The sequence below is a fragment of the Azospirillum picis genome (assembly GCF_017876115.1).
Classification (GTDB): Bacteria; Pseudomonadota; Alphaproteobacteria; order Azospirillales; family Azospirillaceae; genus Azospirillum; species Azospirillum picis.
Map to the genome: position 1 here is coordinate 70,655 of NZ_JAGINO010000019.1, position 21,700 is coordinate 92,354.

22 protein-coding genes are annotated in these 21,700 nt (G+C 70.3%); 11 read left to right on the forward strand and 11 right to left on the reverse strand.

The features are described from left to right. Positions 1 to 3: 3 nt before the first annotated feature. Genes J2850_RS32120 through J2850_RS22525 form a run of 3 tightly spaced genes read right to left on the reverse strand, consistent with a single transcriptional unit; the run spans position 4 to position 2,856 of the window. Positions 4 to 1,443 (reverse strand): FAD/NAD(P)-dependent oxidoreductase, encoded by a 1,440-nt coding sequence (locus J2850_RS32120; protein WP_209986630.1) that lies wholly within the window; start codon positions 1,441 to 1,443, stop codon positions 4 to 6. Then, entirely contained in the window at positions 1,440 to 1,742 is a 303-nt protein-coding gene (locus J2850_RS22520) for a (2Fe-2S)-binding protein (RefSeq protein WP_209986633.1), read from the reverse strand. The genes J2850_RS32120 and J2850_RS22520 overlap by 4 nt, the downstream gene beginning before the upstream one ends. Continuing rightward, positions 1,723 to 2,856: an NAD(P)/FAD-dependent oxidoreductase gene (locus J2850_RS22525; protein ID WP_209986636.1), complete on the reverse strand. Its 1,134-nt coding sequence runs from the start codon at positions 2,854 to 2,856 to the stop codon at positions 1,723 to 1,725. The genes J2850_RS22520 and J2850_RS22525 overlap by 20 nt, the downstream gene beginning before the upstream one ends. A 367-nt stretch (positions 2,857 to 3,223) precedes the next feature. Between J2850_RS22525 and J2850_RS22530 the strand changes: the two genes are divergently transcribed. From J2850_RS22530 to J2850_RS22550, 5 genes are all read left to right on the forward strand, one after another. Then, a complete protein-coding gene (locus J2850_RS22530) occupies positions 3,224 to 4,180 on the forward strand; it encodes a LysR family transcriptional regulator (protein WP_246513371.1) in 957 nt (318 codons plus the stop codon). A 261-nt stretch (positions 4,181 to 4,441) separates the two neighbouring features. Beyond that, positions 4,442 to 5,497, forward strand: a complete 1,056-nt coding sequence (locus J2850_RS22535) for an ABC transporter substrate-binding protein (RefSeq protein ID WP_246513373.1) — start codon at positions 4,442 to 4,444, stop codon at positions 5,495 to 5,497. A gap of 85 nt (positions 5,498 to 5,582) precedes the next feature. Next, positions 5,583 to 6,656, forward strand: coding sequence for an ABC transporter ATP-binding protein (locus J2850_RS22540; RefSeq protein WP_209986639.1), 1,074 nt, complete (start codon positions 5,583 to 5,585; stop codon positions 6,654 to 6,656). After that, positions 6,653 to 7,582 carry an ABC transporter permease gene (locus tag J2850_RS22545; protein WP_209986643.1) on the forward strand — a complete coding sequence of 310 codons (930 nt, stop codon included), beginning with the start codon at positions 6,653 to 6,655 and terminating at the stop codon, positions 7,580 to 7,582. The genes J2850_RS22540 and J2850_RS22545 overlap by 4 nt, the downstream gene beginning before the upstream one ends. Further along, a complete protein-coding gene (locus J2850_RS22550) occupies positions 7,579 to 8,379 on the forward strand; it encodes an ABC transporter permease (protein ID WP_209986645.1) in 801 nt (266 codons plus the stop codon). The genes J2850_RS22545 and J2850_RS22550 overlap by 4 nt, the downstream gene beginning before the upstream one ends. A gap of 69 nt (positions 8,380 to 8,448) precedes the next feature. Here the strand turns inward: J2850_RS22550 and J2850_RS22555 are convergent, their stop codons facing one another. Next, complete coding sequence (locus J2850_RS22555) at positions 8,449 to 8,655, reverse strand: hypothetical protein (protein WP_209986648.1); 207 nt, start codon at positions 8,653 to 8,655, stop codon at positions 8,449 to 8,451. 132 nt (positions 8,656 to 8,787) lie between these two features. Next, complete coding sequence (gene katG / locus J2850_RS22560; RefSeq protein ID WP_209986651.1) at positions 8,788 to 10,983, reverse strand: catalase/peroxidase HPI; 2,196 nt, start codon at positions 10,981 to 10,983, stop codon at positions 8,788 to 8,790. Positions 10,984 to 11,122: 139 nt separating this feature from the next. Between katG and J2850_RS22565 the strand changes: the two genes are divergently transcribed. From J2850_RS22565 to J2850_RS22580, 4 genes are all read left to right on the forward strand, one after another. Further along, the gene (locus J2850_RS22565; RefSeq protein ID WP_209986655.1) at positions 11,123 to 12,037 is read left to right on the forward strand and encodes a hydrogen peroxide-inducible genes activator; all 915 of its coding nucleotides are present in this window, start codon (positions 11,123 to 11,125) and stop codon (positions 12,035 to 12,037) included. Positions 12,038 to 12,414: 377 nt separating this feature from the next. After that, complete coding sequence (locus tag J2850_RS22570) at positions 12,415 to 13,170, forward strand: SDR family oxidoreductase (RefSeq protein ID WP_209986658.1); 756 nt, start codon at positions 12,415 to 12,417, stop codon at positions 13,168 to 13,170. 100 nt (positions 13,171 to 13,270) lie between these two features. Beyond that, positions 13,271 to 13,702: a cupin domain-containing protein gene (locus J2850_RS22575; RefSeq protein ID WP_209986660.1), complete on the forward strand. Its 432-nt coding sequence runs from the start codon at positions 13,271 to 13,273 to the stop codon at positions 13,700 to 13,702. A gap of 101 nt (positions 13,703 to 13,803) precedes the next feature. Further along, positions 13,804 to 14,334, forward strand: coding sequence for an RrF2 family transcriptional regulator (locus tag J2850_RS22580; RefSeq protein WP_209986662.1), 531 nt, complete (start codon positions 13,804 to 13,806; stop codon positions 14,332 to 14,334). 39 nt (positions 14,335 to 14,373) lie between these two features. Here J2850_RS22580 and J2850_RS22585 read toward each other — a convergent pair whose 3' ends face one another. Continuing rightward, positions 14,374 to 14,592 (reverse strand): hypothetical protein, encoded by a 219-nt coding sequence (locus J2850_RS22585; protein WP_209986664.1) that lies wholly within the window; start codon positions 14,590 to 14,592, stop codon positions 14,374 to 14,376. Positions 14,593 to 14,756: 164 nt separating this feature from the next. After that, the gene (locus J2850_RS22590) at positions 14,757 to 16,358 is read right to left on the reverse strand and encodes a S41 family peptidase (RefSeq protein WP_209986666.1); all 1,602 of its coding nucleotides are present in this window, start codon (positions 16,356 to 16,358) and stop codon (positions 14,757 to 14,759) included. Positions 16,359 to 16,647: 289 nt separating this feature from the next. On the opposite strand from J2850_RS22590, the gene J2850_RS22595 reads away from it, so the two are divergent. Beyond that, positions 16,648 to 17,661, forward strand: coding sequence for an SWIM zinc finger family protein (locus J2850_RS22595; RefSeq protein WP_209986668.1), 1,014 nt, complete (start codon positions 16,648 to 16,650; stop codon positions 17,659 to 17,661). Next, positions 17,559 to 18,404 (forward strand): SNF2-related protein, encoded by an 846-nt coding sequence (locus J2850_RS31860; protein ID WP_307354473.1) that lies wholly within the window; start codon positions 17,559 to 17,561, stop codon positions 18,402 to 18,404. Before J2850_RS22595 ends, J2850_RS31860 begins: the two co-directional genes overlap by 103 nt. Here the strand turns inward: J2850_RS31860 and J2850_RS32375 are convergent. The 4 genes from J2850_RS32375 to J2850_RS22620 all read right to left on the reverse strand — a co-directional run bounded on the left by J2850_RS32375 (position 18,314) and on the right by J2850_RS22620 (position 21,685). Beyond that, positions 18,314 to 18,700 carry a type II toxin-antitoxin system RelE/ParE family toxin gene (locus J2850_RS32375; protein ID WP_425514134.1) on the reverse strand — a complete coding sequence of 129 codons (387 nt, stop codon included), beginning with the start codon at positions 18,698 to 18,700 and terminating at the stop codon, positions 18,314 to 18,316. The genes J2850_RS31860 and J2850_RS32375 overlap by 91 nt on opposite strands. Continuing rightward, positions 18,637 to 18,870 (reverse strand): hypothetical protein, encoded by a 234-nt coding sequence (locus tag J2850_RS22610; protein WP_209986672.1) that lies wholly within the window; start codon positions 18,868 to 18,870, stop codon positions 18,637 to 18,639. Before J2850_RS22610 ends, J2850_RS32375 begins: the two co-directional genes overlap by 64 nt. A 108-nt stretch (positions 18,871 to 18,978) precedes the next feature. Then, positions 18,979 to 19,785, reverse strand: a complete 807-nt coding sequence (locus tag J2850_RS22615; protein WP_209986674.1) for an alpha/beta fold hydrolase — start codon at positions 19,783 to 19,785, stop codon at positions 18,979 to 18,981. Between the two features lie 295 nt (positions 19,786 to 20,080). Further along, on the reverse strand, positions 20,081 to 21,685 hold the full coding sequence (locus J2850_RS22620) for a Na+/H+ antiporter (protein ID WP_209986677.1): 1,605 nt from the start codon (positions 21,683 to 21,685) through the stop codon (positions 20,081 to 20,083). Positions 21,686 to 21,700 lie beyond the last annotated feature (15 nt).

A 21,700-nucleotide genomic window follows, 5' to 3' on the forward strand; every position in this document is an offset into this window, starting at 1 on the left:
TCCTCAGTGCTTCAGAACGGCGTCGAGGTCGGCCTCGCCCTTGGGAAGCGCCGCCAGCTCGGCCAGCGTGATCGGCTTCACCGGCGGGCGCAGGCGGTAGTAGCCGACTTCGGCCGGGGAGACGCCGCGCTCCGCCGCGATGACCTCGGTCACCGTCGGGCCGCACAGCCGCCCCTGGCAGGGTCCCATGCCGCAGCGCAGGAAGCTCTTGGCCTGGTTGGGGCCGGAGCAGCCCAGCCGCACCGCCTCGCGCACCGCGCCGGCGGTGATCTCCTCGCAGCGGCAGACGATGGTGTCGTCCGCCGGCACGCGGAAGGGCTCCGCCGGACGGTAGAGCGTGTCGAGGAAGGCGCGGCCGGCCAGCGCGCGGTCCAGCGCCGCGCGCACCGGCTCCGCCGCGCGGTCGCGGCCGGCGCGGTCGAGGCGGCCCAGCCGGTGCAGGGCGTCGAGCGCGGCCAGCCGGCCTGCCTCCTCCGCCGCCCGGGCGCCGCCGATCCCGGCGCCGTCGCCGGCCAGCGACACGCCCTCGACCGAGGTGGCGCCCCAGTCGTCGGTGGTCGGGCGCCAGCAGCGCTGCACCTCGTCCCAGCGCTGGGCGCAGCCGGTGGCGTTGGCCAGGTTCAGGTTGGGCAGCACGCCCTGGTGCAGCAGCAGCGTTTCGGCCGGCAGGCGGTGCTCGCTGCCGTTGCGGGTGTAGACGACGGTCCGCAGCACGCCGTCGCCCTCGGCGCGCAGGGCGGTCACGTTGCCGATCACCGTCGCCTTGCGGCGCACCTCCAGCAGCAGCTTCATGCCCTTGCCGAGATAGGGCGAGCGCAGGAAGCCCGGCAGCAGCGGCAGGGCGGCGCGCCAGTTCTCCCTCGGCGTGGTGTCGAGGATGGCGTCGATCCGCGCGCCGGCCTGCAGGTACTGCCAAGCCAGCAGCCACAGCAGCGGCCCGCTGCCCGCCATCACCGTGGCGCCCGACGGCACCAGGCCGGAGGTCTTCAGCAGCACCTGCGCCGCCCCGGCGCCCAGCACGCCGGGCAGCGTCCAGCCGGGGATCGGGAAGGGGCGTTCCAGCGCGCCGGTCGCCAGGATGACGTGGCGCACGGTCAGCAGCGATGCCGAGCCGTCGCGGGACAGGCCGATCTGGATGCGGCGCCGGCCGCCGGCGGCGTCCTCGCGGGCACGGGCGACGCTCCACACCGTGCTGCCCGGCCAATGGGCCGCACCGCTGTCGCGCAGCGGGCCGAGCAATTCGGCGCCGTGCCAATAATCGGGGCCGAGGATCCTGCGGTCGCGCACCGGCGTCTCGGTGACGGCGCGGTAGATCTGGCCGCCCGGCTCCGCCTGTTCGTCGAGCAGCACCACCGAAGCGCCGCCGGCGGCCGCGCGGGCGGCGGCGGCGAGGCCGGCCGGGCCGGCGCCCACCACCGCGATGTCGAAATCGAAGCCGCTCACAGCTCCACCTCCCGCTTGCCGTCCTGGGTTTCCACGGCCATGCCGTCGGCGACGCGCACCTGGCAGCCCTGGCGGTTGCCGACGCCGTCGATGGTGACGAGGCAGTCGAAGCACACGCCCATCATGCAATAGGGGCCGCGCGCCGCGCCGCTGACCGGCGTCTTGCGGCAGGCGGTGACGCCGTTGGCCAGCAGGGCGGCGGCGACGCTGTCGCCGGCCCGCGCACTGGCGGGGCGGCCGTCGATGGTGAAGCCGATCGCGTCGCCGGCGGCGGCGATCTCAGGCAGCCTGCGGAACATGGAACCTCCGGGCGCTGAAGGTCTGGAAACGGTCGCCGAGGTCGCCGGCCGCGATCAGCGGTGCCAGCGTCAGCGCGTGGTTGGCGGCGAGCGTGACGCCGCTGTGGCAGGTGACGACGAAGGCGCCGGGCGCCGTCGCCGACTGTTCGTAGATCGGGAAGCCGTCGGGGGTCAGCACGCGCAGCGCCGCCCAGCTCCGCACCACGTTCAGCTTGCCCAGCAACGGGAAGATGCGGATGGCGCGGGCGGCGATGGCCGAGGACACGCCCGGCTGCAGCGTCGTGTCGAAGCCGGCCTCCTCGAAGCTGTCGCCGATCATCACCCCGCCCTCGTCGGTCTGGCGGACGTAGTTGGTGGGATGGTGCAGGAAGGGGGCGGTCTTCTCGGTGACGATGATGTGGCCGCGCTGCGGGCGCACCGGGGCCGACAGCCCGACCATCGGCGCCAGCCGCGCGCCGTCGTGGCCCGCCGCCAGCACGACCTTGCCGGCGCGGACCTCGCCCGCCGCGGTCGCCAGCCGGAAGCCGCCGTCGCGGTGGTCGATCCGCTCCACCCGGTGGTTGGGGCGGTAGTCGACGCCCAGCAGCCCGATGCCCTTGTGCAGCGTGCGCAGCAGCCGCAGCGAGTTGCAGTGGCCGTCCAGCGGGCAGTAGGTGCCGCCGACCACCTCGGGGCCGATGAAGGGCAGTTCCTTCAGCAGGGCCTCGCGGTCCAGCACCTCGTAGGGGTAGCGGATCATGTTCGGCTGGTTGTGCAGCCGCATCATGGCGTTGGCGCGGGACTGCAGGTCCTCCTCCGACAGTGCCGGCATGAAGCCGCCCGGACGGCGGTAGGCGACGTCGATGCCGGTCTGCTCGCGCAGCAGCTCGGCGAAGCCGCCCCAGTCCTCCGACGACTGCCGGGACCAGCCGGCATATTCCGGCATCCCCAGTCCCTTGCCCTGGACCCAGACCAGCGCGAAGTTGCCGCGCGACGGCCGCACGGCGATGTCGCCCTCGTCCAGCACCGCAACCTTCTGGCCCGACCGCGCCAGGCCCCAGGCCAGCGCCGACCCGACCAGTCCGCCGCCGACGACGGCGACGTCGTATTCCCCGCCCTGCTTGGGCTGCGTCATCGTCTCCACTCCCGCTGCCGGCCCCGCCTTCGATCCGGGGTGCCGGTCGCCTCTGTCGCGATGGGTACACCGCTCCGCCGTCCGCACCATGCCGCACCCTTGCGGGGCCGCGTGCCGTTGCGGACGGACGCCCTATGGACCGTGGTGTGTGAGCCGCGTGTCTTGAGCCGCGTGGCTGTGCGGGCCGGGAGCCTTGCCAAATCCCCCGCCCGAGGCGCTCGCCCGAATCCCGTGTCCGATCCTTGCGACAGCATCGGCAGCCAACTTATAACTGTCAAATCAGTTCGAAGGCGTGTTCCATGACCGAATGTTATGAGCTGCCGACAGGGCAGCAACAGGGCAGCAACAGGGCAGACCGGGGGGAGCCATGATCAATCCGCGCCAGATCGAGGCGTTCCGCGCCGTCATGCTGACCGGCGGCATCACCGCGGCGGCGGAACTGCTCAACATCTCCCAGCCCGCCGTCAGCCGGCTGATCAGCGACCTGCAATATGCGCTGAAGCTGACGCTGTTCGAGCGCCGCGGAGCCCGCATCGCCCCGACCAGCGAGGCGATGTCGCTCTACCAGGTGGTCGACCGCGCCTTCGTCGGGCTGGAGCTGATCGAGCAGACGGCGCGCGACCTGACAGCGCGGCGCAGCGGCACGCTGCGGGTGGCGGCGATGCCGGCGCTGGGGGTGGGCTTCCTGCCGCGCTACGTCGCACGCTTCCTGGCGGAGCGGCCGCGGGTGGACATCGCGCTGCGCGGCAGCACCTCGCCGATCATCCTGGACTGGGTCGCAACCGGCCAATGCGAGATTGGCTTCGCCCACACCCCCATCGACCATGCGGCGGTGCTGACCGAGAAGATCCATGGGCTGCCGGCCGTCGCCATCCTGCCGCCCGGACACCCGCTGGCCGACAGGGATGTGCTGCGGCCGAAGGACTTCGAGGGGGAAAGCTTCATTTCCACCACGCCGCCGACGCTTCTGCGCTACCGCATCGACACCGTCTTCGCCGACCACGACGTCTCCCGCGTGATGCGGGTGGAGACGCAGTTGACGATGAACGCCTGCGCCATGGTGGCGGCCGGCCACGGGGTATCGATCGTCGATCCCTTCACCGCCCGGGAGTATGTCCCGCACGGGCTGCTGGTCCGTCCGTTCGAGCCGTTCATCGGCTTCGACATCGCCGTCCTGCGCTCCGCCCAGGTGCCGCTGTCGATGATCGCCGAGGACTTCCTGGCCGGCTTCCTGGAGGAGGTGACGCGCTTTCGCGACGGCTTGCCTGGAGCCGGCGCGGCCTCTGCGGACCGGCCGAAAGTGGCTCGCCCCACGGACCTATAACATTACCGGATGGGTTGCCGCGCGAATTCGATTTGACGGTTATGTGACTGCGCCATCACCCTTGCCGCACGTCCCGGTGAAGACCTTCGCGAAGAACAGCACCGCCAGTCGGCGGCCGGCAAGGCGACGGACGGCGAGAGCGGTGGCCCCGAGCCCATGCGGCGACGTGGTGCAACCACGTGACACGACGACGTGGCGCGGCGGCAGGGACCGGGCTCGACTGAACTCAGATCCATGAACAGGGACCAGGCTGAGAGGAGAATGACGATGCGCTCCGTGATGTGCGGGTTGATGGCGACGGCGGCCCTGTGGTGCGGCATGGCCGCGGTCCAGACGGCTGAGGCCCAGGAAAAGACGCTCTATGTCGCCGCCTACGGCGGTTCGTTCGAGCAGACCATGCGCAAGGACATCATCCCGGCCTTCGAGAAGGCGACCGGGGTGAAGGTCGAGTATGTCGCCGGCAACTCCACCGACAACCTCGCCAAGCTGCAGGCCCAGAAGGGCAACCAGCAGATCGACGTCGTCATCCTCGACGACGGGCCGATGTACCAGGCGGTGGCGCTGAACTTCTGCGCCGACCTGGAGAAGGCGCCGGTCTACGACCAGCTCTACGATCTGGCGAAGATGCCGTCGGGCAAGGCGGTCAACTTCGGCGCCGTCGGCACCGGCATCGTCTACAACAAGGCCTGGTTCGACGAGAACAAGATCCCGGTCCCGACCTCCTGGAAGGACATCGAGGATCCGCGCTTCAAGAAGAAGCTGGCGGTCCCGCCGATCAACAACAGCTACGGCCTGCACGCCCTGGTGATGATGGCGCGGCTGAACGGCGGCGGCGAGAAGGCCATCGACCCCGGCTTCAAGGAATTCAAGGACAAGGTCAACCCGAACGTGCTGGCCTACGAGCCGTCGCCCGGCAAGATGACCGAGCTGTTCCAGAGCAACCAGGCGGTGATCGCCATCTGGGGCTCGGGCCGCGCCAAGGCGCTGGCCGACACCGGCTTCCCGGCCGCCTTCACTTACCCCAAGGAGGGCGGCGTCGTGCTCGGCTCCGCGGCCTGCCAGGTCGCCGGCAGCAAGAACGCGCCCGAGGCGCAGAAGTTCATCCAGCACATGCTGGGTGTCGAGGCGCAGACCGCGCTGGCCGTCAGCGCCGGCTTCGGCCCGGTGAACAAGACGGTGGAGCTGCCCGCCGACAAGCAGGCCGGCATCCCCTACGGCCCGGAACAGATCGGCAAGCTGCTGGTGGTGGACTGGGATACCATCAACGCCAACCGCGAAGTCTGGAACAAGCGCTGGACCCGCGAGATCGAGCGCTGATGCAAGGCTGTCCTCTCCCGCCTCCCGCACCGGCGACGTTTGGGCGGGAGGCGGGAGAGGGCGGCACGGAAAGGGAGACGACGGTATGACGTATCTGGTTCTCGACCAATTGACCAAGCGCTTCGCCAATTGGACGGCGGTCGATCGCGTCTCGCTGACGGTGGAGAAGGGCGAACTGATCTCGCTGCTCGGCCCCTCGGGCTGCGGCAAGACCACGACCCTGCAGATGATCGCCGGCTTCCTCGATGCCGACGGCGGGCGGGTGACGCTGGACGGCCAGGACCTGCTGGCGAAGAAGCCGAACGAGCGCGGCCTCGGCATCGTCTTCCAGAGCTATGCCCTGTTCCCGCACATGACCGCCGCCGAGAACGTCGCCTTCGGGCTTGAGATGCGCAGGATCAACCGCGCCGACCGCGACCGCATGGTCGCCGACGCGCTGCGTCTGGTCGGGCTGGACCAGTATGGCGACCGGCATCCCCGCCGCATGTCGGGCGGCCAGCAGCAGCGCGTGGCGCTGGCGAGAGCGCTGGTGATCAAGCCCAGCCTGCTGCTGCTGGACGAGCCGCTGTCCAACCTCGACGCCAAGATGCGCGAGGAGATGCAGATCGAGCTGCGCCGCATCCAGCGCACCGTCGGCACCACCATGATCCTGGTCACCCACGACCAGTCGGAGGCGATGGCGCTGTCCGACCGCGTGGTGGTGATGAACAAGGGCCGCATCCAGCAGGTCGCCACCCCGCAGGACGCCTACGACCGCCCGGCCAACGCCTTCGTCGCCAACTTCCTCGGCCGCACCAACCTGCTGCCGGGCATGGTCGCCGGCGGCCCGGCCGGCACCACGATCACCGTCGCGGACTCCGTCTGGCCGGTGGCGGAGCCGGTGGCGCCCGGACCGGGCGCCCTGGCGGTGCGGCCGGAGAAGATCGGATTCGTCGATGCCGGCGGCCTGCGCGGCACGGTGCAGGCCCGCGTCTTCCAGGGCACCCAGTGGCTGTTCGAGATCGAGACCGCCGCCGGCCGCCTGATGGTGATCCGCCAGCATGACGGCTCGCCGCTGCCGGCCGAGCAGGAGCGCGTGATGGTCGGCTGGCGTCCGCAGGACATGGCGGTGATGCCCGCCGATCCAGAGGCGGCCGGCGCCTCCCGGGAGGCGGCATGAGCATGGCGGCCTCCAGCGAAACCGACGCCCCCGTTCCGGCCACGGCCGCCGCCCCGCCGCCGCCCCGCCGGCACCGCTGGCCGCTGGTGCCCTACCTGCTGAGCGCCCCCGGTCTCGCCCTGTTCGCGGTGCTGCTGCTGGTGCCGCTTACGATGACCTTCCTGCTGTCGCTCAACAGCTTCAGCTTCTACGGCGGCATCCAGGACGTCTGGCAGTGGGGCAACTACGCCGACATCATCGCCGACGACTATTTCCACGAGGTGTTCCTGCGCACCTTCCGCATCGCCGCACTGGTCACCGTGCTGTGCGCGGTGTTCGGCGCGCCCGAGGCCTACATCCTGCGCCGGATGAAGTCGCCCTGGCGCGGCCTGTGCCTGCTGGTCGTCCTGGGGCCGCTGCTGATCTCGGTGGTGTCGCGCACCCTGGGCTGGGCGCTGCTGTTCGGCTCCACCGGGCTGGTCAACCAGGGCCTGATGGCGCTGGGGATCATCGCCACGCCGATCGAGTTCATGTACACCGAGACCGGCGTCGTCATCGCGCTCACCCATGTGCTGGTGCCCTTCATGGTGCTGTCGGTCTGGGCCTCGCTCCAGCGGCTCGACCCGCAGGTGGAGAACGCGGCCCTGTCGCTGGGCGCCGGGCCGCTGACGGTGATGCGCCGGGTGGTGCTGCCGCAGATCATCCCCGGCATCCTGTCCGGCTCGATCATCGTCTTCGCACTGGCGGCCAGCGCCTTCGCCACCCCGGCGATCATCGGCGGGCGGCGGCTGAAGGTGGCGGCGACGCTCGCCTACGACGAGTTCCTGAACACGCTGAACTGGCCGCTGGGCGCCACGGTGGCGGTGCTGCTGCTGGTCGCCAACGTCGTGATCATCGTCGGCTGCAACCGGCTGGTCGAACGTCGCTACAAACAGGTGTTCGAATGAACCGCAACGGCCCGATCGCCCTGATCTTCCACGTCCTGTTCCTGGGCTTCCTGCTGGCGCCGATCCTGATCGTCTGCGCGGTCGCCTTCACCCCCGAAGGCTACCTGTCGCTGCCGACCAACGGGCTGTCGCTGCGCTGGTTCCGCGCCATCGGCGACAACCCGGAATTCATCCGCGCCTTCAAGGACAGCCTGCTGCTGGGGGCGGTGTCCTCCACCCTGGCGATCCTGGTGGCGGTGCCGGCGGCGCTCGCCATCGCCCGCCACCAGTTCTTCGGGCGCGAGGCGATCCAGGCGCTGTTCCTGTCGCCGCTGATGGTGCCGCACATCGTGCTCGGCATCGCCTTCCTGCGCTTCTTCACCATGATCGGCCTGGGCGGAACCTTCGCCGGGCTGGTGCTGAGCCACGTCATCATCATCCTGCCCTTCGCGCTGCGGCTGATCCTGGCGGCATCGACCGGCATGGACCGGGCAGTGGAGAATGCCGCGGCCTCGCTCGGGGCCTCGTCCTGGACCTGCTTCCGCCGGGTGACGCTGCCGCTGATCCTGCCCGGCGTCGCCAGCGGCTGGGTGCTGGCCTTCATCAACAGCTTCGACGAGGTGACGATGACCGTCTTCATCGCCTCGCCCGAGACCACCACCCTGCCGGTGCGGCTGTTCCTCTACATCCAGGACAACATCGATCCGCTGGTCGCGGCGGTGTCGGCGCTGCTGATCTTCCTGACCGTCGGCGCCATGCTGGTGCTCGACCGCGTCTACGGGCTGGAGCGGCTGCTGGTCGGCAAGGGCAGGGACTGATACCCGGCCATAGGCGGCGGAACGGCGCGTCCTTCGGGCGGGGAGCCTCTCCCCGCCATTTTCCCGGATCTACGCCGGCGGCTTGCCATCGAGACGGTCGAGGATCTCCTGCGCCTGGGTGAGCAGGGAGGCCCGCGCGGCGGACAGCCGGTCGAGCGCCGACTGCGCCTGCGTCATCGTCCATCGCGCGTGGTAGATCTGCTGGTCGAGGCTGTCGATGTCCCTCTCGATGAAGGCCAGCCACTCCCGGTCGGTCTGGACGTGGCGGTTGGTCATGATCGATCCTCCCTTGCTCGGTCTTCCGGCCCTTTCCTATTTCTCCCCTCCCAACCTCCCCCTCTCCCGCGCGAGCGGGGGAGGGTCGGGGAGGGGGCAAAGCCGGTGCCTCCCCGGGCGGTCATCCCCGCGTCAATGCGGCGACCGGGCGAGGTCGAAGCGGTCGGCGTTCATGACCTTCGTCCAGGCCGCGACGAAGTCCCTGGCGAACTTCTCCCCGGCATCGCTGCACGCATAGACCTCGGCGAAGGCGCGAAGCTGCGAGTGCGACCCGAAGATCAGGTCGACGCGGGTGGCGGTCCATTTGGGCTGGCCGGTCCTGCGGTCGCGGCTCTCGTAGACGCCGTCGGCGTTCGGGGGCTGCCACTCCGTGTTCATGTCCAGCAGGTTGACGAAGAAGTCGTTGGTCAGGGCGCCGGGCCTGTCGGTGAAGACGCCGAGGCTGGAGCCGCCGGTGTTGGCGCCGAGGACGCGCAGCCCGCCGACCAGGACGGTCATCTCCGGCCCGGTCAGCCGCAGCAGGGCCGCCCGGTCGACCAGCGCCTCCTCCGGCATCATGAACTGCCGCTTGCTGCTGTGCAGGTAGTTGCGGAAACCGTCGGCCCGCGGTTCGAGCGGCGCGAAGGAGTCGACGTCGGTCTGCTCCTGCGAGGCATCCATGCGCCCCGGCGAGAACGGGACCTGCAGCGACAGCCCGGCGTCCTGTGCCGCCTTCTCGATCGCGGCGCCGCCGGCCAGCACGATCAGGTCGGCCAGCGAGATCCTCTTGCCGCCGGCGCCCGCGTTGAACTCCGTCCGGATGGCGTCGAGCGCCTGCAGCACCGTCTGGAGCCGGGCCGGTTCGTTGACCTCCCAGTCCTTCTGGGGCGCGAGGCGGATGCGGGCCCCATTGGCGCCGCCGCGCTTGTCGGATCCGCGGAAGGTCGAGGCCGACGCCCACGCCACCGAGACGAGCTGCGCCACCGACAGGCCGGAGGCGAGGATCCGCGTCTTGAGCGCGGCGATGTCGGCATCCCCGACCAGCGGGTGGTCGACCGGCGGGATCGGATCCTGCCAGATCAGCGTCTCCTTCGGCACCAGCGGGCCGAGATAGCGGACGACCGGCCCCATGTCGCGGTGGGTCAGCTTGAACCAGGCGCGGGCGAAGGCGTCCGCGAACTGGTCGGGGTTCTCGTGGAACCGCCGCGAGATCGGCCCGTAGATCGGGTCGACGCGCAGCGACAGGTCGGTGGTCAGCATGGTCGGCAGGCGCTTCGCGGAGTCCGCCGACGGGCCGGGGATCGACGGTTCGGCGTCCTTCGCCTGCCATTGCCAGGCGCCGGCCGGGCTCTTGGTCAGCTCCCACTCGTACTTGAACAGGTTGTCGAAGAAGTGGTTGCTCCATCTGGTCGGCGTCTGCGACCAGATCACCTCCGGGCCGCCGGTGATCGCGTCGGCCCCGAAGCCCCTGCCGTGCTTGCTCTTCCAGCCGAGGCCCTGGTCCTCCAGCGCGCCCGCCTCGGGCTCCGGTCCCATGAAGGACGGGTCGCCGGCGCCGTGCGTCTTGCCGAAGGTGTGGCCGCCGGCGATCAGCGCCACGGTCTCCTCGTCGTTCATGGCCATGCGGTAGAAGGTCTCGCGGATGTCCTTGGCCGCCGCGGCCGGATCGGGGTTGCCGTTCGGCCCCTCGGGGTTGACGTAGATGAGCCCCATCTGCACCGCGCCGAGGGGGTCGGAGAGCTGGCGTTCGCCGCTGTAGCGCTCGTCGCCGAGCCAAGTCCCCTCCGGGCCCCAGAACAGCTCCTCCGGCTCCCAGGCGTCGACGCGGCCGCCGGCGAAGCCGAAGGTCTTGAAGCCCATCGATTCCAGGGCGACGTTGCCGGCCAGCACCATCAGGTCGGCCCAGGAGAGCTTGCGGCCGTATTTCTGCTTGACCGGCCACAGCAGGCGGCGCGCCTTGTCGAGGTTGGCGTTGTCCGGCCATGAGTTGAGAGGCGCGAAGCGCTGCTGGCCGGTACCGGCGCCGCCGCGGCCGTCGGTGATGCGGTAGGTGCCGGCGCTGTGCCAGGCCATGCGGATCATCAGCCCGCCATAATGGCCGAAGTCCGCCGGCCACCAGTCCTTGGAGTCCGTCATCACGGCATGCAGGTCCTTGATCACCGCGTCGAGATCAAGGGACTGGAATTCCTTGGCGTAGTCGAAGTCCCTGCCCATCGGGTCGGACAGCGCCGAGTTCCGATGGAGCATCTCGATGTCGAGGGCGTTCGGCCACCAGTCGCGGTTCCTCCGGCCGCGGCTTCCCCCGGTGAACGGGTATTTGCCGGCGCTTTCGTCGGTCCTTGCGTCCATCGTTCTTCCCTCCTGCGAGCGCTCGTGGGTTCTCTCGTGGGGTCTCTTGACGGCGACATATGAGCGGATACACGGATTGTAGATTTCATAGACAATCAGGTAAAATGGTCTTTGGTGATCGCTGCGATAAGGCGGGCTTATGATCCCCAGTTCCGTGACCCTCCGGCAGCTCCGCTACTTCGATGCCCTGGCGCACCACGCCCATTTCGGGCGTGCGGCGGCGGCCTGCGCCGTCTCGCAGCCTGCCTTGTCGATGCAGATCAAGGAACTAGAGGAGAGCCTGGGCGCCACGCTGGTGGAAAGAGGTGGGCGGAGCGTCCGCCTCACCAGGTTCGGGGAGGAGGCGTCCTTGCGCGTCCGCGACATCCTGCGCTCGGTCGACGAACTGGCGGAACTGGCGCGGGCGTCGCGTGACCGCATCAGCGGCCGGCTGCGCGTCGGCATGATCCCGACGATCGCACCCTATCTGCTGCCGCGTGTCGTCGCGGTCATCACGCGGCAGCATCCCCAGGTCGAGATCGACGTGCGCGAGGCGACGACGTCGAGGCTGGTCGAGGAACTGGCGGAGGGCCGGCTCGACACCGCCGTCGTCGCCCTGCCGGTCTCGGAACCCTGGCTGACCGAGGTCGCGCTGTTCACGGAAGCCTTTCTGCTGGTGCGGCCGGTCGAGGACGAGGGGAAGCCGGTGCCCGACGGCGAAACGCTGCGCGACATGCGGCTGCTCCTGCTGGAGGAGGGCCATTGCTTCCGCAACCAGGCCCTGTCCTTCTGCAACGTGCCGTCCTCCTCCCCGCGCAAGGCGCTGGATGCGAATTCCTTCTCCACGCTCGTCCAGATGGTCAGGGCGGGCATGGGCGTGACCTTGATCCCGGAAATGGCCGTGGCGGTGGAGACCGGAGCGGGATCGGTGTCCGTCGTCCGCTTCAGGGATCCGCAGCCCTCGCGGACCATCGGCATGGTCTGGCGCAGGACAAGCCCGCTGGCCGCACAACTCCTCCAACTGACCGGCCTGATCGGTCGCCCGGTCCGCCAGGAGGATAGGGCACCGGCCTGACGGCCCGTTCCCGGGCAACACGATGCCCCCTGCGGGGCACACCGCGTCCGCTCGTGTGGGCCATGGGGCCAGCACCCCGTCCGGGTTGCCTCTTCGGGCGAAAATTCAACACGGATAAAGTTTGTCGCTGTTTATGCTTGCGCCAGGAAACGCGGACTATTATTGTCTTCGTTAAGGGGGCGCCGCTGGAAACGGTTCCCGGAAAGCGGCCTGCCGGACCGGTGATGGCGCCGCCGGACGCGATGCCCGGCGGGTGCGCTTCCGGCCGGATGTCCGCCGGGAACCGGACCGGACATCCGGCTCGCACGCTCCCTGCGGCTTTTTGCAATCCCTGCTTTTCAAACCTGGCACCCGGTGCCTGCGGACGGGAGAGATCCATGAAGATCGTCGTTATCGGTGGAACGGGCCTGATCGGTTCCAAGCTTGTCGCCATCCTGACTGCCGGCGGACACCAGGCCGTGGCCGCCTCGCCCAGCACGGGCGTCAACAGCATCACCGGCGAGGGGCTGGCCGCGGCGCTGGCCGGCGCCGACGTCGTCGTCGACGTGTCCAACCCCCCATCCTTCGACGGGGCGGTGGTGTCGGACTTCTTCCGGACCTCCGGCCGCCATCTGGTCGCGGCCGGAACGCAGGCCGGCATCCGGCACCATGTCGTCCTCTCCATCGTCAACACCGACCGGATGCCCGACAATGGCTACTTCCGGGCCAAGGTGGAGCAGGAGACGCTGATCGCCCGGTCCGGCATCCCCTACACCATCGTCCGCGCCACCCAGTTCCTTGAATTCCTCGGCACCATCGCTGCCACCCATGCCGACGGCGACACGGTGCGCCTGGCCGACGGGCTCTTCCAGCCGATCGCCGCCGATGACGTGGCCGCCATCCTGGCCGAGACGGCGCTGGGCGCACCGCACAACGGCGTCATCGACATCGCCGGCCCGGAGCGTGCCCCCTTCGCGGCGATCATTGGCCGCTATCTGGCGGCGGTCGGCGACGGCCGCCAGGCGGTCGCCGATCCCGCCGCCCGCTACTTCGGCGGCCACGTCGGGGAGCAGTCGCTGGTCCCGACCGGCGAGGCCCGCCTCGGCCATACCGGCCTGGACGACTGGCTCCGCCATTCCCCGGCCAAGGCCTGATCCTCCACCTCAAGCCCACGCAACCCGCCCACGCAACCCGCCCTCGTAACCCACTCTCACCCGACGGCCAGCCGATGGCCCTCCGGCAAGGAACAGACCGATGAAACACCCTTTCCGCACCCTGCTTTCCGCCGCCCTTCCAGCGCTTCTCCTGCCTGCCGCCGTCGCCCTGGCCGACAGCCCGCCATCCCGTAACGCCAAGGTGACGCAGGTCTACGAGCACGTGCTGCCGGATGTCCCCGGCAAGAGCGTCAAGGGCGTGCTGGTCGAATACGGCCCGGGCGGCTACTCGCCCGCCCACACCCATGCGAAGTCGGCGCTCATCTACGCCACCGTGCTGGAAGGAGCCATCCGCAGCCAGATCAACGGCGAGCCGGCCAAGACCTACAAGGCGGGCGAGAACTTCACCGAATTGCCGGGCGACCATCACGGCGTCAGCGCCAACGCCAGCGACACCCGGCCGGCCAAGCTCCTCGCCGTCTTCGTCGTCGACACCGCGGATGTCGACCTGACCACCCCGGACCGCAGGTGACGCCAAGCTGCGGCGCGCCGGGAGAGTCCGTGGTCGCGGCTTGCATGCTCAAACACGGATGCCTAAGGTCCCTGTTCCTTCGCATCTCACCGGGGACGGCCATGGCACACCTCACCGTCAGCGTCGAGTACGGCATCCATTGCCTTCTTTGGCTGATCTCGGCGGACGACAAGCCCCTGAGCAGCCGCGACCTGGCCGAGTTGCAGGGCATCTCGCCGTCCTTCCTCGCCAAGATCTTCCCCAAGCTTGAGAAGGCGGGCATCGTCGCGGCCAGCGAGGGCGTGCGCGGCGGCTACCGCCTCGCCAGGGCGCCGGAGGACATCACCTTCCTGGACGTCGTGGACGCGATCGAGGGCGACAAGCCGCTGTTCGACTGCCAGGAAATCCGCGGCCGCTGCGCGGTGTTCGGGGAGCGGCCGCCGTCCTGGGCGACGTCCGGCGTCTGTGCCGTGCATGCGACCATGATGCGCGCGGAGAAGGCGATGCGGGCCGTCCTGGCGCAGGAGACGCTGGCCAGCGTCGCCGGCACGTTCGGGCGGAAGGCTCCGCAGGAGTTTTCCGATGACGTCGCGCGCTGGATGCAGGACCGCTTCAGCGCCCGCGCTTCCACGCGGACGGCGCGGTCCCGCTGAAACGCCGCCGGCCGCCCCTGCCTCCGCCCGCGGCGCTGCTCAGCGGGACATCGTGCGTTCCAGTTCCAGGTGCTCGCGTGCCAGGTCGAGCGAGGTTTGAAGCGTCCGCAGCACGTGCCTGGCCTTGTCCGCCGCCTCCGCGTGGCCGGCCTTGACGAGACCGTCGAGGATGGCGCTCTGCCGCTCGACCCGCTTCTCGGCTTCGCTGACATGGCGTGCCGCCTGTTCGAGCGGCGTTTCCGGCGGAGTTGCTGGCATCACGTCCCTTTCTGCGGCGGTTTCACGCCATGGCGCCGCCCGATGGTGCGGGCCGATGGCGCCCAGCGACGGCACCCACCGACGGCGTTGCCGGTTGGCGTTTCCACGCGGCGCTGCCCGCCTGTACCGACCGGCTGGGGCGCCGCTCCTACAGGTTTCGGTCCTCACGCCTGAAACCTTCGCGGGCATTCTGCCAGAACCGCGCCTGCGAAGGCGAGCAGGTCGCGGTTCTCATCCAGGATGTCGGCCTTGGTGAGCTGGTGGACGATGGAGGCAGGCACCCCGACATCCTCGATCGGGATGCCGGCGCTGACTCCGGTGCGCAACGCCCGGCGCAGCGAGAGGTTGAGGCCGTAGCCCGGCGGCAGCGGGCCGATCGGAATGCCCACGAGCCCCGACAGGGTCGACAGGACGTCCCAGCTCCACACGTTGGCGCCGCCGGCACCGGTCAGCGGGTCGGTGCCGATCACGATGCCCAGGCCGTTGTCGGTGAAGTCGGCGGCGAAGAAGTCGCTGGTGCTGTAGGACAGCGCGTCGATGATCAGCGCCATGCTGCCCGGATAGCGGTAGGCCGGCAGGTCGTCCAGGGAGGTGATGGAAAAGGCCTGCGAGTAGCCGAGCCCGGTCGAGGTCTGCATCCGGATCGACGCGTGCCAGGGCGCCAGGGACGCCACCGTGGTCAGCGCCTGCGTCTGCGGCGTGTTGCGGAAGTCGATCGGCGCCATGGCCGGACTCCGCCCCCCGGCCAGCAGGGCCACCAGCTTCTGGCCGGCGAGGATGTTGCCGCCCGGATTGGCGCGGATGTCGATGAGCAGGCGGTCCTGCGGCAGCGTGGCCAGGATGCCGGCGATCGCCGCGGCGAACTGCGCGGCGTTGTCCGTCTCGAAGGTGAAGATGCGCAGATAGGCGGCGTCGCCGGCCGGCGTCGGGACGCGGCCGTAGCGGAACGGCCCCTGCGTGACGAAGCCCGACTGCGACGGCGTCAAGGCGCCGCCGGCACCGCCGCCCGTGCCGCCCCTACCGCCGCTTGCGGCGTCGCGCAGGAAGGTGCCGGTGGCCAGCAGCTTCCGGTCCAGACCCTGGGCCATCGCCGACGCCGGCATGGCCGCCGCGCCCATCATCGGGCTGCTCGGCGGCTGGGCCGGCATCGCGCAGCATCGCCAAGGCGTCGAGGCCGCCGAGAAGCCGCCCCTGCCGTCCAGGTAGGTCAGCGTCACCCAGTCCTCGCTCGGCCGCAGCATGTAGGCGAGCGGCCGGACGGTCAGGTTGGACAGGGCAAGGCGCATCTGCGCCGACCAGTGGGCCCCCTGCGTCTCCTCGGCCAGGTTTTCCAGATACAGGCCGATGGGGACGCCGTTCCAGTGGGTGACCTCGACGCCGAGCGGGATCTCCTCGAAGCCGAAGAAGCGCTTGGTGACGATGTAGTGGGGGACGCCGTTCTCGTGATACTGCTCCAGCAGGAACGGCACGTAGGCCACCATGTCGGTCCAGGGCGGCGCCAGTTGCAGGGTGGTGTGGCGGTCGCGCAGCGACGCGACGATCGACAGCAGCCGGCGTGAGAAGTTGGTCCCGTCCGAATTCCGCAGCAAGGTCAGCGCCTGCACCGGGTCGATGGCGAAGCCGGCGCGCTTCTGCGGCAGGTGGACGTAGTAGTTTTCCAGCGCGAAGCGCAGTTGGTCGCAGAGCATGGCGCGGACGTCGGCCGGCGGTTCCTGGAACGCGCCGCGCGTCGCGGCCAGCAGCGGCGTTGCGAGATAGTTGAGCATGACGGCGGACTCCCTCCCACTCCCCTGCCGGCCCGTTCCCTGCCGGCCCGTCCGGCGCCGGCTCCCGGCTTCCCCGGCTGCCAGCTAATCCGATCGGGGGAGGGAACACAACCTTTCCAGCGCATCCGGAGGTCTTCGTCGCCTTTCCGGCGCATCGTCGGCGGGCCCACCCTCGACCGCCGCGCCAAGCCGTGCCTTGTGCCGCTCCGGGCTTGCGCCGATAATGCGCCTCGCCGCGCAACCGCCGCCGGCCTGCCAGGGTCCGGCCGGCCATCAGAGGACAGGCCGTTTGTTCTCCCAGTCCGACCTCCGCCGCTTTTTCGATGCCGGTACCTTCGAGCGCGGCCGGAGGTACTGGCAGGAGGGCCGGGTCCGCGGCCTGGAGGTCAAGCACGAGCGGGCGGACCGCTGGACGCTGGCGTCCTCGGTCAGGGGCTCGGGCCGGGTGCCCTACGACCAGGACATCATGGTCACGGTCGCCGACGGCAAGGTCGTGGAACTCGACGGCAACTGCGACTGCCCTATCGGCTACAATTGCAAGCATGTCGCCGCGGCGCTGCTGGACTGGGCGGAGCGGCTGTCCCGGCAACTGGCCGGCCGGCCATCCCCGGCCCCGCCTGTCCGGAGCCCATCCGTGCCGGCGAGGCTGGCATCGGTGCGGAAGGAGCCATCCTCGCCGGAGCCGGCCCTGTCGGTTCCGGTCCGGGACCTGCTGTCGCGGCTGAACGCGGCGGCGCTGCGCGAGGCGGCGGACCAGCATCCCGACACCGTCCGCAAGCGGCTGCTCTATGTCCTGGACCTGGATGACACACCGGCCGGCCAGCGGGCGCTGCTGCTCCGCGTGGTTTCGGTCACCCTGCGCAAGGACGGTGCATTCGGCAATGACGAGAAGTCCTACGGCCCCCACCAGTTCGGCGGCCTGAACGCGTCGAAGTTCGTCGTTCCGGCCGACCATGCGCTGCTGGATGCCCTGTCGCGCAATGCGCAGTCCAGTTCGCTGGGATTCCTGCTGCCGGCCGATGCCGCCCCCTGGCTGATCGGGCGCATGCTCCCCACCGGCCGGCGTTATTGGCGTGACTTCCGCGAGGGCCGGCCCTTGCGTCCGGGGCCGGGGCTGGCCGGGACTCCACGTTGGGAAACCGACCGCACCGGACACCAGCGCTTCGCGATCACGACCGGGACGGCAGCGCGACGGCCGTCGTGCTGCCGACCGTGCCGCTGCTCTATGTCGATCCGGCGGCGGGCCTCTGCGGCCCGGTCGAGGCGGAGTCGGTGTCCCCGCACGTCGCCGTGGTGCTGCTGACCGCGCCGCCGCTGGCGCCGGGCGAGGTGGCGGCGTTCCGCGCCGAGGCGGCGCGCCTCGGCGACCGGTTGCCCGTGCTGCCGGCGCGTCAGGAACGGCGCCGCCTTGCGCCGTGTCCGGCCGGTGCTGTGGCTGGGGATGGCCCGGCCGGCCTGTCCTTCCTGCACCAGAACGCCTATGCGCTGGCGGGGGTGCCCAGGATCCCCGTGGCCGACCTGTCCTTCGACTATGCCGGCACCCGCCTGCACTGGAAAACGGGCGGGCCGCCGCTGCAATGGATGGAGGACGGCGTGCTGGTCACCGCCGGGCGGCAGCCGGCGGAGGAGAGGCGCGCGCTCGTGCGGCTGGAGGAGGCCGGCCTCGCCTGGCTGCAGTTCCTGGCCGCCCACGGCTTCGGCGGCATCCTCGCCGACGACATGGGGCTGGGCAAGACCCTGCAGGCGCCGGCCCATCTGCTGGCGGAGAAGGAGGCGGGCCGCCTCGACCGCCGACGATCTCGACGTCCTGCTGGCACCCATCGACGGCTGAGGCGGTTCCGTTGCAACGTTCAACGGCAGGCACGGAGCGCCCCGGTGTCCGCATCGCCGGACGGCGATCCCGAACGGGCGGGCGGGGAAGGCCGCCACCATCCCATGGTTCTTGGCGGCCGGCATCAGTCCGGCGTTCGTAGCGCGCCTTCGGGCAGGACCGCGCCGTGCAACAGGCGGAGGATCCGCAGGCTGTCGGGCGTTTGGCGACGATAGTAGACGATGTAGCGCTCGAAGCCGATCACGGGCCATGCCCGCACGCCCCGCAGAACGGGATTCCGCCACAACCGGGTCGATCCTATGTCGGGGCGCTCGGCGATCCGGCGGACGGTCCGGTCCACCGCCACGAGGAAGCGTTCGGCGGCGTCCTCGTTCCGCAGGCCGATGCGTGTGTAGTGGTCAATCACGTCCCTCTTGGCACGGGGACTCTGGATGACGCGCAAGGCCGTCAGGTGCCCTTGGCGGCCTTGAGGGAGGCATTGCACCCGGCTCGCATCGCGTCCAGGCTCCACTCCTCGCCGTCGCCGTCGAGCCCCTCCAGAAGAGCCCCCTCAAGGGCACCGTCGGAGGCATCGCGGATATCGGCGGCGACCAGATGCGCCACATAGTCGGCCGCGTCCCGGTAGCCGCCTTCGGCAGCGCGGCGGGCCGCCATCCGTTCGATTTCCTGTGGCAGGTCCATCCCTGTGCTCCTTGTCGTCACCGACAGTAACAGGTCGGCAGCCAAGCGGGCAATGTCCAGGCACCTCATGGTCGGGATCTCGTCGCCGGCAATCGCCCGGCGCGGGGCTCAGCGGAGATGACGGCGCAACGCCCCGACGACCAGATCCGGCGCGGTCAGGTGCGGCAGGTGGCCGGCGGCGTCCAGCATGTCTAGGACGCTGCCCTTCAGGTGGTCGCGCAGATGGTCGGCTGCCGCCTGCGGGACGGCGGGGTCGTGGGCGGTCTGGAGGATCACCGCCGGAACGGAAACCTCCGCCAGCCGCGGGCGGACGTCGATGTTCAGCACGTTCAGCAGGATGGACAGCGCCATGTCCGGGCGCATCGCCCGCAGGCTGGCGACGAACTCCCTGACGGACGGATCGTTCGCGGGCGCCGACACCACCATCTGGCCGTAGCGCCCGGTCCAGGCGATGTAGTCGGCGGTGGCCTCGTCGATCAGCCGGTCGATGTCCACGGCATCGAAGCCGCCGTGATAATCACCCGTGTTGCGGTAGCAGGCGGACGATCCCAGCAGGACCAGCCTGGTGATCATCTCCGGGGTCCTGATCGAGGCGAGCGCCGCCACCATTCCCGCCACCGAATGGCCGACGCAGATGCACGGCCCGAGCCGCAGCGCCCGCAGCAGGCCGGCGACGCTGTGGGCGTAGGCGTCCAGGCTGTGATAGCGGGCATGATCGTAATGGGACTGGCTGCCCGGACCGATGCCGGGAAGATCGAACAGCACGATGCGGTAGCGGTCCCGGAAGGCCTCGACGACGTGCCTCCAGGCGGACTGGTCGGTGCCGAAGCCGGAGATGAGGACCAGCGCCTCGTCCCCCGTCCCGGTCAAGGTCACGTTGTGGCGTTCGATTAGGGTCGCTTCGGTGTCGATCATCCCTGCAAGCCCGCTCGCCATGCATGGGAATACAACCATAGGTGCGAGTTTGTTGCAAGTGGTGATCGGCATCCCGCCGTGCTTTCTCGCGTCCGGACGGCGGCAGCGGGCAGCGGCCTGGGAGGGTGCACCGCCGCGACGGCGAACGGCGATCCGGCGGGCGGCTTTGCACCGACGACGCCGCCGGGGAGGGCGCGTAGCTACTCTTGGTTGAGCCCACCCTCGGCATGGACGACGATCAGCGGGCGGATGTCGGGCCCGGGGGCGAAGCCGTCGGCCCCCGCCCGCCGGTGCGTCAGCCCACGGCCTCGCCCTCCGCCAGCGCCTGCTCGGCGCTCAGCTCCTCCAGGTCCAGCTCCGCCTCCAGCCGGTGCAGCACGGTGTCGTGGATGCGGCCGCTACGGTGCAGGCTCAGGATTTCGTTGCGGGCGGCGCGGTTGGCCGCCAGCACGGCGGCGAAATGCTCCTGCCGGTCGGACAGCAGCATGCCCTGGCTCTCGTGGAAGCGCACCGCCATCCGCGCCCGGTGCCCGTACTGCTCGACCAGCCGCGGGTGGCGCTCCGCCCCGTCGGTGCCGGAGGAGCGGCTGCGCACCGCCTCCAGGGCGGCCTGCGACATGCGGATCCGCGCTTCCGATTCCGACAGCGTCGCCCGCCGCTCCAGGGTGAAGCCGCCGAGCTTCATCATCCGGATCAGCGGTGCCAGCGTGGTCCCCTGCAGCAGGATGGAGATCAGGATTCCGCCCCAGGTGGTCGCCAGGATGACGTCGCGGCCGGGAAAGCCATCGGGGATCGACAGCGCGACCGCCAGGCTGACCACGCCGCGCATGCCGGCCCAGCTCATGATCACCGGCACCGCGACCGAGGGATAGGGGTCGCGCCGCCGCAGGCCGGGGGACAGGAAGCGCGGTACGTAGGTCGACGTGAAGATCCAGGCGAAGCGGGACAGCACCATGGCGACGGCGACGAAGGCGACGACCGGCAGCAGGTCCGACAGGTCGGTGCCCGCCTCGGCCAGCCGGCCGAGCACCCCGCGCAGCGACAGCCCGATGATGATGAAGACCAGCGATTCCAGCACGAAGACGACGACGTTCCACACGGCGCTGGCGTGGGTGCGCACCAGGGCGCTGAACAGGTCGTGCTGGCGCTGCCCCATCACCAGCCCGCAGCCGACGGTGGCCAGCACGCCCGACACCTCCAGCGCCTCGCCGCCCAGATAGGACCCCCAGGCGGCGAGGAAGCCGGCGACGATGCTGAGCGGCACGTCGCGCAGCCGGCCGAGCACCAGGGCGGCGCCGTAGCCGAATGCCACCCCGGCCAGCACGCCGCCGCCCGCCAGCCACACGAAATCGATCGCCGCCTCGCCGGCGTCGAAGGCGCCGGTCATCCCGGCGGCGACGGCGATGCGCACCAGCACCAGGCCGGTGGCGTCGTTCACCAGGCTCTCGCCCTCCAGCAGCGTGACGATCCGCGGCGGCAGCGGCAGCCCCTTCAGCACCGCCTTGGCGGCCACCGCGTCGGGAGGCGACAGGATGGCGCCCAGCGCGAAGCAGGCGGCCCAGGGCAACGACGGCATCACCATGTGGGCGGCGACGCCGACGGCCAGCGTGGTGAAGGCGACGGCCCCGACCGCGAGCTGCAGGATGATGCGCAGGTTGGCGCGGAAATCGCTCCACACCGTGAAATAGGCGCTGGCGAACAGGAGCGGCGGCAGGAAGAGCAGCAGCGTGAGGTCGGGGTCGGGCGTGATCTCCGGCAGGCCGGGGACCAGCGCCAGGACGATGCCGCCCGCCACCAGCACCGCCGACGGTGGCAGGCGCAGGCGCTGGGCCGCCAGTTCCAGCGCGATGACCGCCGCCATCAGGCCGAGGATGAGTTCGAATTGACCGGAGGGTGACATGGGCGGGATCCGATG